The 16390-nt window shown below is 46.1% G+C and carries 15 protein-coding genes; 10 read left to right on the forward strand and 5 right to left on the reverse strand.

Features of this window, described 5'->3' with window-relative positions; genetic code table 11:
- Positions 1 to 55: 55 nt before the first annotated feature.
- The 5 genes from MKY28_RS08940 to MKY28_RS08960 all read left to right on the forward strand — a co-directional run bounded on the left by MKY28_RS08940 (position 56) and on the right by MKY28_RS08960 (position 6361).
- Complete coding sequence (locus tag MKY28_RS08940; RefSeq protein WP_340935709.1) at positions 56 to 1741, forward strand: hypothetical protein; 1686 nt, start codon at positions 56 to 58, stop codon at positions 1739 to 1741.
- Positions 1742 to 1901: 160 nt separating this feature from the next.
- Positions 1902 to 2324 (forward strand): cell wall hydrolase, encoded by a 423-nt coding sequence (locus tag MKY28_RS08945; protein WP_076217086.1) that lies wholly within the window; start codon positions 1902 to 1904, stop codon positions 2322 to 2324.
- Positions 2325 to 2399: 75 nt separating this feature from the next.
- On the forward strand, positions 2400 to 2858 hold the full coding sequence (gene gerQ / locus MKY28_RS08950; protein ID WP_036613981.1) for a spore coat protein GerQ: 459 nt from the start codon (positions 2400 to 2402) through the stop codon (positions 2856 to 2858).
- 233 nt (positions 2859 to 3091) lie between these two features.
- Positions 3092 to 4675, forward strand: a complete 1584-nt coding sequence (locus MKY28_RS08955; protein ID WP_340935710.1) for a sigma-70 family RNA polymerase sigma factor — start codon at positions 3092 to 3094, stop codon at positions 4673 to 4675.
- A gap of 369 nt (positions 4676 to 5044) precedes the next feature.
- Positions 5045 to 6361 carry a hemolysin family protein gene (locus MKY28_RS08960; RefSeq protein ID WP_036613746.1) on the forward strand — a complete coding sequence of 439 codons (1317 nt, stop codon included), beginning with the start codon at positions 5045 to 5047 and terminating at the stop codon, positions 6359 to 6361.
- Positions 6362 to 6431: 70 nt separating this feature from the next.
- Here the strand turns inward: MKY28_RS08960 and MKY28_RS08965 are convergent, their stop codons facing one another.
- Complete coding sequence (locus MKY28_RS08965; RefSeq protein WP_340935712.1) at positions 6432 to 7082, reverse strand: hypothetical protein; 651 nt, start codon at positions 7080 to 7082, stop codon at positions 6432 to 6434.
- A 233-nt stretch (positions 7083 to 7315) separates the two neighbouring features.
- On the opposite strand from MKY28_RS08965, the gene MKY28_RS08970 reads away from it, so the two are divergent.
- The gene (locus MKY28_RS08970; RefSeq protein WP_340029219.1) at positions 7316 to 7828 is read left to right on the forward strand and encodes a hypothetical protein; all 513 of its coding nucleotides are present in this window, start codon (positions 7316 to 7318) and stop codon (positions 7826 to 7828) included.
- Positions 7829 to 7830: 2 nt separating this feature from the next.
- Here the strand turns inward: MKY28_RS08970 and MKY28_RS08975 are convergent, their stop codons facing one another.
- The 4 genes from MKY28_RS08975 to MKY28_RS08990 form a co-directional block, all read right to left on the reverse strand.
- Positions 7831 to 8784, reverse strand: coding sequence for a hypothetical protein (locus tag MKY28_RS08975; RefSeq protein ID WP_340029220.1), 954 nt, complete (start codon positions 8782 to 8784; stop codon positions 7831 to 7833).
- Positions 8762 to 9352: an RNA polymerase sigma factor gene (locus MKY28_RS08980; protein WP_017688141.1), complete on the reverse strand. Its 591-nt coding sequence runs from the start codon at positions 9350 to 9352 to the stop codon at positions 8762 to 8764. Before MKY28_RS08980 ends, MKY28_RS08975 begins: the two co-directional genes overlap by 23 nt.
- A 247-nt stretch (positions 9353 to 9599) precedes the next feature.
- The gene (locus tag MKY28_RS08985) at positions 9600 to 10832 is read right to left on the reverse strand and encodes an aminopeptidase (RefSeq protein WP_340935715.1); all 1233 of its coding nucleotides are present in this window, start codon (positions 10830 to 10832) and stop codon (positions 9600 to 9602) included.
- Positions 10833 to 10922: 90 nt separating this feature from the next.
- On the reverse strand, positions 10923 to 12155 hold the full coding sequence (locus MKY28_RS08990) for an aminopeptidase (RefSeq protein WP_340029221.1): 1233 nt from the start codon (positions 12153 to 12155) through the stop codon (positions 10923 to 10925).
- Between the two features lie 210 nt (positions 12156 to 12365).
- On the opposite strand from MKY28_RS08990, the gene MKY28_RS08995 reads away from it, so the two are divergent.
- The 4 genes from MKY28_RS08995 to fumC all read left to right on the forward strand — a co-directional run bounded on the left by MKY28_RS08995 (position 12366) and on the right by fumC (position 16339).
- A complete protein-coding gene (locus MKY28_RS08995) occupies positions 12366 to 12638 on the forward strand; it encodes a hypothetical protein (protein ID WP_036613754.1) in 273 nt (90 codons plus the stop codon).
- Positions 12639 to 12818: 180 nt separating this feature from the next.
- The gene (locus MKY28_RS09000; RefSeq protein WP_340935718.1) at positions 12819 to 13628 is read left to right on the forward strand and encodes an MBL fold metallo-hydrolase; all 810 of its coding nucleotides are present in this window, start codon (positions 12819 to 12821) and stop codon (positions 13626 to 13628) included.
- Positions 13629 to 13807: 179 nt separating this feature from the next.
- Complete coding sequence (locus MKY28_RS09005; protein WP_340935720.1) at positions 13808 to 14818, forward strand: aldose 1-epimerase; 1011 nt, start codon at positions 13808 to 13810, stop codon at positions 14816 to 14818.
- A 132-nt stretch (positions 14819 to 14950) separates the two neighbouring features.
- Positions 14951 to 16339, forward strand: coding sequence for a class II fumarate hydratase (gene fumC, locus MKY28_RS09010; protein WP_076250332.1), 1389 nt, complete (start codon positions 14951 to 14953; stop codon positions 16337 to 16339).
- Positions 16340 to 16390: the final 51 nt, after the last annotated feature.

The raw sequence follows: 16390 nt of genomic DNA on the forward strand, positions 1-16390 counted from the left end.
CGGGAAACAATCCCGGAAGGTATTTTGGCTGTTACTGCTGATCGGAGGGATGATAATGATAGGGAATGAGTCACCTGCTGAAGCTGATGGCGCAGATATACGGGCGGCCTGGGTATGGCAGGCACAGTCTGTTAGCAACGGAGATGAGCTGTTGGCCAATGCAGCTAAACATAAGATAAACAGGCTGTACGTGAATGTAGACATGACGCTGTCCAAGGAGGTATACCAGACGTTTATAGCCAAAGCAAGCCGTGCAGGTATTGCGGTTGAAGCGCTGGGAGGCGATCCATCCTGGGCACTCAGTGGCCGTGAAGGTCCCATGCTCAGATTAGCGTCGTGGGTAAGTGATTATAATCAAGCTGCTGAGCCCAACGAGCAATTTGATGCCATACATCTGGATATCAAGCCCTATGTGTTACCAGCCTGGAAAGAAGATGCTAAGCCACTGGTACAATCCTGGGTAGCCAATATGAATCTGTTATTTGAGCAAGTGAGACAGGATGGCGCAGTTGCAGTGAATATTGACCTGCCATTTTGGCTGGATTCCTATACCGTTACAGGAAATAGAGTTTCTGAGGATGCAGATAACGAACCATTGTCACGTTGGTTCATTGAACAAGTGGAGCATGTCACTTTACTCGCTTACCGTGATAACGCGCAAGGGAACAATGGTATCATACGTTTGATTGAACAGGAAATGAACTGGGCCGATGCCAGCAATGTGAGCGTCACGGTTGGGTTGAACACCAAGCCCATGCCTGGCGAGGAGTTCACGTCATTTGCCGGGAAAGGTGCAGCACAACTGGAAAGTGTTATTGAAGAAGTTGCCTCCGCATTCGGCGAGCATAGTTCCTACGCAGGTTCTGCTGTACATGACATCGTATACTGGGGACAACTGGAGCCGTCGGAACTGCCATCACCGGAGACTCCATCCAATCAGCCAGAGATTCGGGGAACGTATATCTGGGAGGCCTCTCAGGTGACGAATGACGGGGGAGAGCACATACTAGCATTTGCTAGAGAGCAGAATATTAACTGGTTGTATGTCCGGTTGGACCTGGATCAACCCTATTCCAGCTATCGTAGTTTTGTGAAACGGGCAAAAGCGCAGGGCATAGAGATCCATGCGATGGGTGGACATCCGATCTGGGGCAAGAAGGAGAATCGTCCACGCATTAAGCGCTTGATTGATTATGTGAAAAACTATAATGCTGAATCCGAACCGGATGAACGATTTGAAGGCATCCATCTGGATATTGAGCCTTACACTTTGCCAGAGTGGGAGAATAGTCGGGACACCTTATTGACCGAATGGGCTGCCAATATTACATTTTTCCAGGAAGAAACGAAGAAGGACAGTGATCTCGAAACAAGCGCAGACCTTGCTGTATGGTTGGATAGCTTCGCGTTGCCAGGAAAGGATACATCTGTGGCTGAATTTATGATCCGTACACTCGATCATGTGTCGCTGATGGCTTTCCGTAACAACGCCGAAGGTTCCAATGGGATTGCTGCTGTTGTGAGTCAGGAGATGGAGATCGCCGATCGTTTCGGTAAAAGGTTGATGATTTCGGTCGAAATGAAGCAGAACCACGAAGGTCCTCATATTTCTTTTTATGAAAAAGGGGCAGCGGAGATGGAACTTCAGCTTGCCAAGCTTCCTGATCTGTTGGCCGAATATCAGGCTTACCAAGGCAACATTGTTCATGCCTATGATTATTGGATTGAAGCCAAGCCTTAAACAGGCGAGTATTATAAGAAACGAGTTGCTTCGGGACTTCACCTTGGGTGAGGTTCCGGGCTTTTTTTTATGGAAAAAAGATGGAATCGTGTCACCGAATGGGCTCCTGCACAATACGATGTACGGTGATGAACAGCTGAAACAAGGGAGGAAACAGACTATGGCTGTTATTAAAGCCAACTCAGAGGACGTCAAGCTGCTGGCTAGGCTCATGAGGGCAGAGGCTGAAGGTGACGGCGAACAGGGTATGTTGCTTGTGGGCAATGTAAGTGTGAACCGGGTGCTGGTGGATTGTCTGGACTTTAAGGATATTCGCGATATCAATCGTATGGTATTCCAGAATCCAGGAGGCTACGAGTCAACACAGAAGGGGTACTTTTACCAACGCGCAAGACAGTCCGAGATACGTCTCGCACAACGGGTGATTAATGGAGAGCGCTTCTGGCCTGCCAGCAATTCATTGTGGTTCTTCCGACCTGTGGCCGAGTGTCCGGCAACGTGGTATGACCAGCAAAATACAGGACGTTTCAAAGCGCATTGTTTCTTCAGTCCTTCAGGCGAAGACTGTCCGGAAGTATATTAAATTTTGGGAGGAATCATCATGATTAATCAGCCTTATCAACCAACAACTCAAACAATGGGTCAGCAAGCGAATTCCGTGTTGGGTCAACAAGCCAATTCTCAGGTTCAAGGTACGTCTTACAAAATCGGTAACGGAATGCCTGCCATGTCACCAACGCCAGGGATGGTGTCCCCAAGCTCCACAAGTGTACCCCCACTCGTATCCAGTGGTAGCCCAATGACACCAACAGGTGCAGTGATTACAACAACGGCTCCACAGTTTGAGCAGTCATACATTGAGAATATTTTACGTCTGAACCTTGGTAAATTCGGTACATTCTACATGACATATGAAGGCAACAAAGAATGGAACGCTCGCATATTCCAAGGTATTATTGAAGCAGCGGGCCGTGATCATATTATCATCAGTGACCCGAAGACAGGTAGAAGAATCATGCTGTTGATGGTCAACTTCGACTATGCTACATTTGATGAGCCGTTGTTGTATCAATATCCGGGCGTGGTAGGCAATTACCCGCAAGCTCCAAGCAGATAATCATTTTCACCTCATCATGTTGATTGATAACTGACATGTCACATGTCTAACACATACTGATTTACTTCGCTGTCCTGAATGTGGAGGTAATCCGCAGACAGGACAGCTTTTTACATAAACATATATACGAAGGTTACTATAGGTTTAGAGTTATACGTAACCTTTTGGCGATAACATGGCACTTATACATGAATAGAACAAGCAACATGCTTATATGAAGGGAGTCCATAGCATTGAATTCATGGATTGAAGGAGCGATGAAGGGCGAAACCGAAGCTTACGCACAACTGATGTCTCAATATCGCGGGATGGCTCTTGCTGTTGCCTACAATCGTTTAGGAGATACATTTTGGGCTGAAGATGTCGTACAGGAAGCATTTACTGAAGCCTTTAGCAATCTGTCCAAGCTGGAAGCTCCTGAGGCTTTTCCCGGGTGGTTCAAGGTGATCGTGGAGAGGCAGTGTTATCGCTGGCTAAGACGCAAGCAACATACCATGATTCCAGTTCAGGAGCTGGAGCATGTATTCCATGAAGAGGATCAGGCGCATAATCCGGAAAAACAAGCGGTGCAAAATGAAATGCATCGTACGCTGCGTGATTCCATTGCAATACTGCCATCATCGATGCGGATTGCTGTTGAACTGTTTTATTTGGAAGGATACTCGCTCAAGGAAATATCGGATTTCCTCGGGGTGAAGGTACCTGCATTAAAGAAAAGACTGTTCGATGCCCGATCCAAACTCAAGCGCTCTATGCCAGTAAGGGATCTGGTCTCTGTATTCAGTGACTTGTATGAAGGGGGAAAAGGATTGTTACACATTATGAATGGGGATCACGCTGCCAATCGTTTAAGAGAGAGTGGAATTCAGGGAGACATCCTCGTATGGAGAGAGTTGTATACGTTCGGCCCGGTAGCCAAAGAGATGGGAGATACAAAGGAGCGGCAGAATCGAGCTTCCGTGTTAGAGCAGCAGTTGGGCATTCCACAGGCGGAATACTTGAAGATTGAGGAGCTTGAACGCAAGTTGCATTTGTTTCAACAATACAAGGAAATTGTCTTATGGTTCGAATACGATCTCTATGATCAGACGATGTTATCGTATCTATTGCATTATTTCAAAGGACAAGCACTCCAGAATACAAAACTGAATCTGCTCTGCATTGACTCGTATCCAGAGATCGAGCACTTTAGAGGACTGGGACAGCTTACCTCCACACAGATTGAACGTCTGTCCGGCAGTTGGCATGTGATTGAGAAAAACGAGTTACAAGCCGGTGCACAGTTCTGGGAAGCCTATACGTCGACTGATTCCCGGCATCATCTGGATTACTTGCAGGCAGATACTTCTGCGCTACCCTTTGCGAAAGCTGCCTTTAAGGCACATTTGTCCCGTCTGCCATCTGTATCGAACGGTCTGGGACTCATTGAGCAGACAACACTGGAGACTATTAGAGCAGGTGTGGAGCATCCGTATCCATTATTTCGCGAGGTAGGAGACAAACTGCATATTCTCGGAATGGGTGATCTTGAATACTGGGCACATCTGAAGCGGATGACAGAAGGACCTCATGCCCTTCTTCAGATGAGCGGTGCAACCACTTTCCCTAATTTCAAGCAGCATTATGAAAAATTCCGTGACGGAGTCCTGTCGCTAACGGCACTCGGAATTCAGGTGTTGAATGGTGAAGTCGATTGGGCACTGCTGAAGCAGGATGAATTCTGGATCGGTGGATTGCATAACGAAAGCGGGGAACGAGCGAAGTGGCGCTGGAATCCCGCTTCGGAAACCGTAGTGGAGATTGAGTCCACATCGTAATCGGCGAATAGAATCTGAGAAAATAACAGTATCAAAAAGAGAGTATCCAGCCATGCGGAGCATGAGCGAGGGTACTCTCTTTAGTTTGGTTAGATCATTGTTTAAGAAATGTTAAAAAAACAGCGTAATCGAGACTTTTGTTCAAGAAAAAAGGCGTTTGTGCCATTTCGTTGTCATAGGACACGGATTGACTGTGTAGTGTAGAATTATATAATAAAAGAAGCATATCTTTGTTATTCGACAGAACAAGGTGGAGGTGGAAGCATTGGGAAGTTGAAATTGCATATGAGCGGCAGAATGGCAAATATCCTACATTTTCGAAGGAGGTGGACCTATTTGCCGAAGAATGACGGCAAATAGGATGAAAATTTGAGTGACCCCTTACCGAGTATTTTAAATTTAGTAATCATTGGTTTACTTGTATTAATGAATGGTTTCTTTGTGTCGGCGGAATTTGCGATGGTGAAAGTTCGTGGAAGCCGGATTGAGGCTTTGGTGGAAACAGGCAACAAAAATGCCATCTATGCTTCCAATATCGTACGTAATCTGGATGCATATCTGTCAGCTTGCCAACTAGGTATAACTTTGGCTTCACTGGGACTCGGGTGGCTGGGAGAACCGGCAATTGCACATCTGTTAGAGCCCATGTTTACCGCATTTGGACTGGGACCAGTCTACGTTCATGGAATCTCTATTGCCATTGCATTTGTGATCATTACGATCTTGCACATTGTACTGGGAGAACTTGCTCCCAAAACGATGGCGATTCGAAAGTCTGAGACGATCACGTTGTGGTCTGCGGCTTTGCTAACGTTCTTCTACAAGTTAATGTATCCATTCATATGGGCACTGAACGGTATGGCTAACGGCTTGTTGAGACTGTTCCGAATGGCACCAGCTTCGGAGATGGACTCCGCACATAGCGAAGATGAAATACGCATTCTGATGAAAGAAAGCAATAAGAGCGGTTTAATTGATAACACTGAATTAGCACTTGTTGATAATATATTTGATTTTACGGATACAACCGCCCGTGAAATTATGATTCCGCGGACGGAAATGATCTGTCTGAATGCCAATGAGTCCATGCTGGAGAATCTGGAGATTGCCAGTGAGAGTATGCGAACAAGGTATCCGGTATATAACGGAGACAAGGATCATATTATCGGCTTTATTCACATTAAGGATCTGATGCGATCCCAACTTACGGATACCATCTCCGTAATCCGGCCCATCCTGGCTGTGCCAGATACCACGCTAATCAGTGATCTGCTCAAACGTATGCAGCGTAGCAAGACACAGATTGCGATTCTGATTGATGAATACGGGGGAACCTCCGGGCTTGTCACACTTGAAGATATCATGGAAGAGATCGTAGGCGAGATTCAGGATGAATTCGACCATGAACGTCCTGTCATTGAACAAGTGGATGAGATGGAATACTCTATTGATGGATTGATGCTGATTGAAGAAGTCAGCGAACGATTCGGACTGGAGATGGATCGTGCCGATTACGATACCATCGGGGGCTGGTTATACTCCAGAGTAGATGCCATTCCACCTGAGGTTGGTCAATCGGTTGAGTATGGGGGTTATGTATTTGTCATTCAAGAGACAGAGCATAAGCGGATTTCCCGAGTAAATGTGATTAAGCTGGAACTATTGGTTGAAGAAGAAGGCGCGTAGCCAGATCGAAATTGTAACAAATGAAGCTGTATGGTGACGTAATGGTCATCGTACAGCTTTTTTTGCATGCTCATGATTCTTTGGGTGCATGAATGACAATATCGGCGTAACGATTCTCCGTGACCAAGCTGTTCTCGATAGAAATTCGCTTATAAGTGACGTAAACATTCTCTCCCGGAGCCAGATCATACTGGATATTCAGCTTTTTTCGAGTGGATTGGGTTGTTGTCGGTGTCTTAATGGTGATGATGGCGTACATAGGCGTATCGACAAAAGTAACCTCGTAAGAATTGTAGTCCCCCACCTTAGTGGTGGATAACACGGGATTTTGCTTAAACTGGGTCAGGTGATCATTCACCATGCCAAGTGTTACGGGTAACACATAAAACAGAAGTACCAGAGGCAGAAGGCAGAAAGCAATCCCGAAAACACGTAAAAATTTGACATGGGAAAGGGTTCGTCCGCTCTGCTTGAGGAAAAGAAAAGCAAGGATGGGGGACAGTACAAGTCCCCAGATCATAAAGGGCAATACATAGCGGTCAATCCCCATGCTTATCCAGCTTTCCCGAGCTGTAGCCAAGAAATATATTAAGGTCCCTGCGGTAAGCGAGCTCACCAAGATAACAAGCCAACGTTTGAACGAGCCGGAAACTTCGATATGTAGTTCATTCGGATTGGAGCTGTGACGATGCCTTCTGGATTTGGATTGAAATTTACTCAAGTTTTACACCTCATTTGCAAATCTGGTTGGTTCATATGGTTTCGTGTATCCATTACCCAATACATACGGGCTGGAATAATTTAGGTTTCAACCATGCTGGAGATGCATACAAAGATAAAAGACGCTGCCGACAGAAACATCGGAGCGTCTAATTTTTTTTTGAAACCTGTCACCCGATCCGTTCGTTTATACCCTTACACAAAATCAAGTATGGAAGCGGAGGATGGATCAATATGCGGAAAACGAAAACAAAGAGTGCAGCATCTATACTAAAAATAACCCTTGTTGCCTTGTTAATGGTGCCAACAATCCTGGCTATACCTACGTCCGAACCAGCCGTTGCGAGCCCGATGATCAACGTGTCTTCTGGTGCCCTTACAGCTCCGCCACCGCCAGAACCATCCATCCATTCGTTTGCTAACACTCGAGAACTTGGACATATCTATCAAGCGGTCGGTGCAGTCACTCCTGGGGGTGGACTATCGGCTATCGTCAATACCAAGACCATGACATATACAGCAATGAAGACACTTTCCGTAGATTATCGACTTGAGCGCTGGACAGGAACAGCATGGGTAACTTTCAAAACGAGTTCCAACAATGCAACGAATACAAACTTATTGAATGCCGCATCGGATTGGACCGTAATGCCAGGATATTATTATCGCGTTACCAGTATTCATACAGCGTATGATGGAAGTGCCACGGAAACAAGCAAACATGTCTCTGGCACCGTGTTATTTTGATCTTATCGACGGGTGCTACCTGGAAACTTCTGCTCTTGAAAATCGTTGGCAATAGCAGTCATTTCTTCTTCCGAAAGGGTGCCAAACAGACTCATATTGTTTGAACCCATCATCCACTGAAAGGAGTTATAGGGTGGGCCGATATACATCAGTGCTTCCGAGCCATCCGCCAGCTTTACGGTGCTCATATCACGAAGCATGGCTCCTTCAATTTTCTCCCCAGGCATGACATAGATATAATCAAACTGGATAATCTCATCTTCTATGCTTTTGCCTTCACTGGTATATTGAACTCTCATTTGGTTGGACTCATAATAATCGTCTGGATTCACAGGGTTTTCAGTATCAAGCACGAGTTCGAATTTGACCTTGTTGAATCGCTCGGGAATGGCCTTGGATAACAGAAAGTCACCCATGAACCCTTCGCGTGCAATCTCTTCCGTAACAAGTACTGGACGAAACTGATGGCTCGATAACTCATACGAAGGTGTATTAAGAGCTTCTTCTTCTTGTACTTTAAGAATGTCGTCTAAGCTGGTTTCTGGTGGTGGGGGCGTTTTGGCTGTTGACGGATCAGCCCCCAGTTGGGTCGTACGATCCTCAATGATAATGGATTTCATGCCATTGCCCCAATCCTTGATGGATTGCACAAAAGGGGATACCGCTTGCGTACCGGACGGCAGGCTGAAAATAACGGCTCCGATGGTCACGGACGCAGCTACGACGACTGAAAGTCGCAAGGTACGTATTCTTTTTTTACGTAAACCGATTCTGTTAATTTCCCTGTTTACCTTCTGCCAGGATTGCTGCATGGCTTCGGTATGGGAGGCGGAAGGGGCAGAGACGGCCTGATGGAAAGCTTCATCAAAAGCCAGGTCAAACGCAGCGTCGAAATATTCGTCTTCCAGCTCTGAATCGAATTGCTCCACGTTTTTATCGGACTTGCCTTTGCTCAATGCTTCCACCCCATTCCTTATGTAATTTCTTCTTGATACTGCCACGAGCTCTGAACAAACGTTGCTTCACAATGTCTTCGGAGGTATCCAGCAGTTCGGCCATCTCTCGGTAGGAGAGACCTTTTTTCCACCGTAACTCCACCAATACACGATATTCCGGTTTGAGCTGTCTGAGATAATATTCAATGGACTCTTCCATCATCTGCGTTTCTACCATGCTTTCCACGGAAGCTGCCGTCTGATTCATTGTCTCCATATCTATAAAAACACTATCCGTATCCAATTGGTTACGGTTATTTTTATTTTTTCTCAGATAATTAATAGCTGTGTTCCGTGTGACAACCTTGAGCCAGGCTTTCAGTTTGACCTCGTCTTCAAAGATGGGTTTGTTTTTAATGATTTTGATAAAAGCTTCCTGAATAATATCTTCTGCTGCAGCACGCTCCTTGATGATATAAACGATAAGACCATGTACCATATTATAATATTCATAATACACTTCTTCTTGAAGTGCAGAGCCTAAATTATGGAAATCTGAGGCTAGTAATAACTGGAGCCGATTGGCCATGATGTTCTCCTTTCTGGTGAACAGTCCACAAACATTGGTATCATTACATTTTACAACATAATATGGAAACGGTACAATGGGAGGTTGGTCCGGGAAAAACCAGATGAGAGAAGTGTGTATAACATGCGGGAAAGTTTGCTGAAAATTAATAAAAGGCCGTCTCACCAACCATGAATACATGGTTGCAAGACAGCCTATTCGACCGTTCATTGAAAATACCTTACAGGAGATAACTCTCCGTGATCAGTTAGAATGCCCAGTCTCCCTTAAGGAAGATGGCTTCGCGTTCGCCGTTTGCCGTGATACCGTAAATGTCCGTCTCGGGAGAGCCCATCATGAAGTCCACATGGGTGATGCTGGTGTTCATGCCACGGGCTGCAAGCTCTTCAGGAGACATCGTTTTGCCACCTTCGATATTAAATGCATAGGAACTGCCAATCGCAAGATGGCAAGACGCATTCTCATCATACAATGTAGTGTAATACAGGATACCACTCTCAGAGATCGGTGAATGGAAGGGGACCAAAGCGACTTCGCCGAGGTAATGAGATCCTTCATCCATGGAAATGAGTCTTTCCAGCGTATCCTGACCTTCTTCAGCATGAAAATCAATGATACGTCCGTTCTCAAATGTGAGTGAAAAACGATCAATAATACTGCCGCCATAGCTGAGTGGTTTGGTGCTGGACACTTTGCCATTAACACCGTGCTTGGCTGGAGCGGTGAATACTTCCTCTGTCGGGATATTCGCGACAAAAGGGGTGCCTTGCTCATTCACGCTACCTGCCTGCGCCCAGATATGACCTTCTGGAAGCTCGACAGTAAGATCCGTCCCTGGGGAGAGGAAATGTAATGCTTGATACTTCTTGTTGTTCAGGGCAACGGCTTTGGTCTCCAGTCGTTCAATATGCTGTTCCCAAGCCGCTACAGGGTCCTCCAGATCGGCTCTCACCGCAGCAAAAATGGCTTCCCACAACTGGCTAACCTGCTCAGCTGCCGGGAGATCCGGGAATACTTTGGCTGCCCAATCGGGCGAAGGACATGCCACACCCGTCCAGCTCATTTTATCCGCCTGTTGATACTGACGGTACTTGGCCATCGCCTGGCCATATGTACGCTGATGAGTGGAAATCCGCTCCGGGTCAATACCTTTCATCAGATCTGGGCTGGATGACAATACGGTCAGAAAGGCTGCATTATTGGCTGCCAGTTCTTCAAGCTCCGCTGCATGCCATTTCGGCGGCTCTTGGAAGGATTCCTCAGGGGCCATCTCAAACCGCAATCGATTGACGGTTTCATCTCCGTATTTTACAATCACCTGCTTGGCGCCAGCTTCATATCCCTTGCGTACCAGCAAACGTACGAATTCAGCGGTTTCAATCATCGCAGAGATGACAAATACTTGCCCTGGTTGCACGTTAGCACCTACTCTTACAGCAAGTTCAGCGTAACGATCCAGTTTTTGTTCAAAACTTAACATATGAGTTCCCTCCAATTGTTGAATTTTTGACCTGTTGACGCAGGAAAAGAGAGGAGTAATCTCCTCTCTCCTAAATCACATCAAACGGGATTAGAATGCCCAGTTTCCTTGCAGGAAGATCGGCTCTTCCGCACCTTCGGAGGTCACACCGTGGATGTTCATTTCTCCGGATCCAATCATGAAGTCTACATGAGTGAGGCTGGAGTTCATGCCACGTTCAATCAGCTCTTCTTTGGACATCGTTTTACCACCTTCCAGACAGAAGGCATAGGCATTACCAATCGCCAAATGGTTGGAGGCATTTTCATCAAACAAAGTATTGTAGAACAAAATATTGGTATCGGAAATTGGGGACTGATGTGGAACGAGGGCTACTTCACCCAGATAGTGTGCGCCATCATCTATCTCAATCAGGTTTTTGAGTGCATCGAGACCTTGATCGGCGGTATAGTCAACAATTCGGCCGTTCTCGAATGTTAGTGAGAATCCGTCAATCAGGTTGCCGCCGTAGCTCAGTGGTTTCGTGCTGCGCACTGTACCGTTAACACCCGTTTTCAGCGGAGCCGTGAATACTTCTTCCGTAGGCATATTGGCAATAAAGACATGTCCTTGCTCATTCACACTTCCACCGGATACCCAGATATGGCCTTCTGGAAGTTCAATGGTCAAGTCTGTGCCTGGAGCTGTATAGTGTAGCTTCTTGTATTTTTTGTTGTTCAGCAGATCAGCACGGGAATCCAGGTTTTGCAAATGGGTTTTCCATTCGGCAACAGCATCCTGTTCACCGATCCGTACTGTTTTGAAAATGACATCCCACAGGCGGTCCACTTGTTGCGCTTCCGGCAGATCCGGGAACACTTTAGCTGCCCATTCAGGAGAAGGAACGGCCACGATAGACCAGCTGAATTTGTCAGCCATCTGATAAGAACGATATTTTTCGAGCGTTTTGCCGCGCACTTTTTGGCTAGTAATAATGCGTTCCTGCGCTACACCGTTCAGCAAATCTGGATTTTCAGCGATGACGTGCAGAATAGCGGCACCTTCTTCAACCAGTTCAGTCATTTCAGCTGCAAACCATTTCGGTTCAATGGAGAAGGCTTCATCAGGTGCAAGATCGTAATGAAGACGTGTAACGGTTTCATCACTCCAGTTTACTTTGACCAATTTCGCACCTTTACCGTAGGCTGCTTTGACAATCAGTCGTACAAAATGTGCTGCCGAGATTGGAGCGTTAACCACGAGTGTCTGTCCAGGATGGACATTGACACCGACTTGTACAGCCAGTTCAGCATATTGCTGCAGATTCGTTTCAAAAGTATTCATGCTATTTTTTCCTCCAATGTGATAATAATATCGTAGCTTGTTGGCTATTATAGTCCTCATTACAACTTTGTAAGGACTCAGAATGGTTCCTTCATTGAATAAGGTATACGTTGCTACGTTATATATTGTACAATTAACCAATAATAATTACCAAACTAGGTTTACCAGAAATGTTGGAGACCGACTGTAGATGAAAGATTAAAGGAGAGAATGATTGTGAATATTGAAATTATAAGTACTGAAATGCGCCGTGAAGGTGAAAAAGGATACGTGGGAAATACCGTTTACCGCACAGAAGGCGAAAAGTCAGTATATGAGATTACCTTCATGAGCAAGAACGGAAAAGATTGGGACTATAGCTTGCATTTCACGGAGCAATCCGGTGATGAAGAAGAGTTACTGCGTATGGACGAGTTGCTTGAGAATGATGACGATCTGTACAATCAATTGCTCGATGCTGCTTTGGAGGCATTTCCAGCTTAACTGGCTGAGATGTTCTTGTTCTATTGTGTTGTGTCGATGACTATACTAGACGGTGTATGCCCAAAACAGGGTGTATACCGTCTATTTTATTGGAAATGTTGAATAGATGATCCAGAAAAGGGAAGTCTACGAGATGAATGGAACCAGAGAGACAATCCGCCTAATGGGAGGTAACCGTGAATGGCATCTGACAATCTGATTACAGAAGGGTTGACGGGGCTTGAAGAAGTCGCGCCCGATATTCTCAGTCTACGTACACTATTCGTTAATGTCGTGTTCATCGGAGAGCCAAGAAGCAGGAACTGGGTCCTCGTGGACACCGGAATGGCGAGGTTCACAGATCATATTGTTCAGGTTGCAACAGAACGATTTCAAGGTCCGCCGTCTGCGATCATATTGACGCATGGTCACTTCGACCATGTAGGAACTGTTATTGAGCTGGAACAATTCTGGGGTGTGCCAGTGTATGCTCATCCGCTTGAAATTCCGTATTTAACGGGATTAAAAGATTACCCGCCAGCGGACCCTTCTGTAGGTGGAGGTTTAATGTCCAGGTTGTCATTCGCTTATCCTAATGAGGCAATCAATCTGGATGATCGGATATTCAGTTTACCCAAAGATCATTCCGTTCCAGGTCTATCAGGATGGGAGTGGGTGCACACGCCAGGTCATACGCCTGGACATGTGTCGCTGTTTCGAGAAGCAGACCGTTTGTTAATTGCGGGAGATGCAATCATCACAGTGAAGCAGGAGTCGCTGTGGAGTGTGTTGCTTCAGGACAAACAGTTGCATGGCCCGCCATCTTATTTCACAACCGATTGGCAGGCTGCTCATCAATCTGTCCAGCATATAAGGCATCTGGAGCCGAAACTTGCGATTACCGGGCACGGGCATGCCTTGAGCGGAGATATACTGAGTGAATCCTTGAAGCGGCTTGATCTGGACTTTGAAGAGAGCACTGTGCCGGATCATGGCAAATATGTGGATTAATTGAACCATCATATGAAAGACAGCAGAGACAGCCGTAACGTATTGCAGCTGTCTTTTTCCTGTCTTTTTTGTTTTTCTATTATGAATTTGTTCTCTATCATAGATTGGTATTTTACGCTCGGGCATGATATAGTCGAGCCGTATAATATAACCTTAGTATGCAGGAGGTACATATAACGATGACACAGCAAAATGCAGCATTTGAAGAACAATTTGGAGGGATTCCGGCCGTTTGGCTTCGTTTCAATCAGTTTGAAGCGGCGGTTATTCCAAGCGTGGGTGCCAACCTCGTTGCTTTCCGTGATACAGAAAAGGGTTTCCGTTACTTGAGAGAGCCGAATCAGGATCAGATGGATGAGTTTATGGCTGCACCTGCGGTCTATGGAATTCCGATTCTTTCTCCACCGAACCGTTATGAGGATGGACGTTTCCCCTGGAATGGTAAAGTTTATCAGTTGCCTGTGAACGAACCGGCTACAGGTAACCATTTGCATGGATTTTTGCATGATGCCGAGTGGAAGGTCGAGGGATACGGTTCTGATCAGCTGGAGAGTTATGTGTTGCTTAGCCAGGACGTGAAAGAAGGGCATACATTCTATAAGTACCTGCCGTTTACGTTCACGGTAACACTTCGTTACTCTTTGAGCAGCCAAGGACTTCAGCAACAATTGATCGTCCGCAACAACGGGACTGAATATATGCCGAATTTGTTTGCATTCCACACGGCGATTGCTGTACCTTTTGCACCGGACAGTCAGGCCTCGGATTACACGGCCAAAGTTACGATTGGACAACGTCGTGAATTGAATGAGCGTTCCCTGCCAACAGGACAATTTCAACCGCTTACAACTGAGGAAGAACAATTGAAGAAAGACGGGGTTAGTCCGTTCTTTGCTGCCATGGATAATCATTACACTGCGGAGCCGCAGAATGGACGTAACTATATGGAACTTACGGATCACCGTACTGGAGACAAACTGGTATACGATGTGGGTACCTCCTACAAGCACTGGATGATCTGGAACAATAACATGGGTGGCGAATTCTTCTGTCCTGAACCACAGATGAACCTGGTTAACGCTCCTAATGTTGAAGGCATACCTGCAGAAGAAATCGGATTGATCGGTTTGGAACCAGGTGAACTATTCGAACAGAGCAGCCGATTGTATCCAATTGCGTCACAAAAATAATTCACGCTCATTTTGCGCTACGCTTACATTTTTGTCGAAAAGGTGAAAACCTGCTCGCAAATCATGTATAATATGACGAGATACACAAGCTTTGTAGAGACCCAAACCATCTTTTTGGAGGAGGACAAGCAAGTGGAATACCGCATTGAGAGAGATACGTTAGGCGAAATGAAAGTACCAGCCGACAGGCTGTGGGGAGCTCAGACGCAGCGCAGCAAGGAGAACTTCCCGATTGGTAGTGAACATATGCCGATGGAAGTTATCCGTGCCCTTGCCATTTTGAAAAAAAGTGCTGCGGCCAGTAACCATAAATTAGGTAAATTATCTGCGGCTAAGTCCGATGCTATTGCTTATGCAGCAGACGAGATTATTGCAGGCCGAATTGATGATCATTTCCCATTGGTAGTGTGGCAGACGGGAAGCGGAACACAATCCAATATGAACGTGAACGAAGTGATTGCCAATCTGGGGAACCAACTGCTGGAGCAAAAGGGCAAGGAAGAGCGTCTGCATCCAAATGATGACGTGAACATGTCCCAGAGCTCCAACGATACATTCCCAACGGCTCTGCATGTCGCAGGTGTTCTGGCTGTTGAGGATCAACTTTTGCCAGCAATCGCGGTATTAAAAGCCACTTTTGCAGACAAGTCGGATGCATTCAAGGATATTATCAAGATTGGACGTACTCACCTCCAGGATGCAACACCAATTACGCTTGGCCAGGAGATCAGTGGTTGGGAAGCCATGCTGGGCAAGAGTGAGCGTATGATCCGTGAAAGTGTACAGTATCTGAAGGAGCTTGCAATTGGCGGTACAGCTGTCGGAACGGGCATTAATGCGCATCCGGACTTTGGGGACTTCACTGCCAAGGAGATTGGCAAACATACGGGGAAAGATTTTGTATCTGCACCTAACAAATTCCACGCACTTACAAGTCATGATGAAGTTGTGTATGCGCACGGTGCGGTTAAAGCGCTCGCAGCTGATTTGATGAAAATTGCCAATGATGTCCGCTGGTTGGCCAGTGGCCCTCGTAGTGGATTGGGCGAGATTCGTATTCCTGAGAATGAGCCAGGCAGCTCCATTATGCCAGGTAAAGTCAACCCAACTCAGAGCGAGGCCATTACTATGGTGGTTACGCAGGTCATGGGTAATGATGCAGCGATTGGTTTTGCGGCAAGTCAGGGTAATTTTGAACTGAATGTATTCAAACCGGTTATCATCTATAACTTCTTGCAATCCGTGCAACTCCTGGCGGACTCCATTATTGCGTTTAATGACAAGTGTGCCGTAGGCATTGAGCCTAATCTGGATCAGATTGAACATAATCTGAACAATTCGCTTATGCTGGTTACAGCGCTCAACCCGCATATTGGTTATGAGAATGCAGCCAAAATCGCGAAACTTGCACATAAAGAAGGCTTGTCCTTGAAACAGGCGACGTTACAAACGGGCCTGCTTACCGAAGAGCAATTTGATCAATATGTCGATCCGGCCAAAATGATCGCTCCAAAGGCCTAAAATCAGCCATAATGAGCAATATAGATCACTGAAGAGGACGACCTGCACAAG

The sequence above is a fragment of the Paenibacillus sp. FSL R5-0473 genome, from assembly GCF_038004565.1.
Classification (GTDB): Bacteria; Bacillota; Bacilli; order Paenibacillales; family Paenibacillaceae; genus Paenibacillus; species Paenibacillus amylolyticus.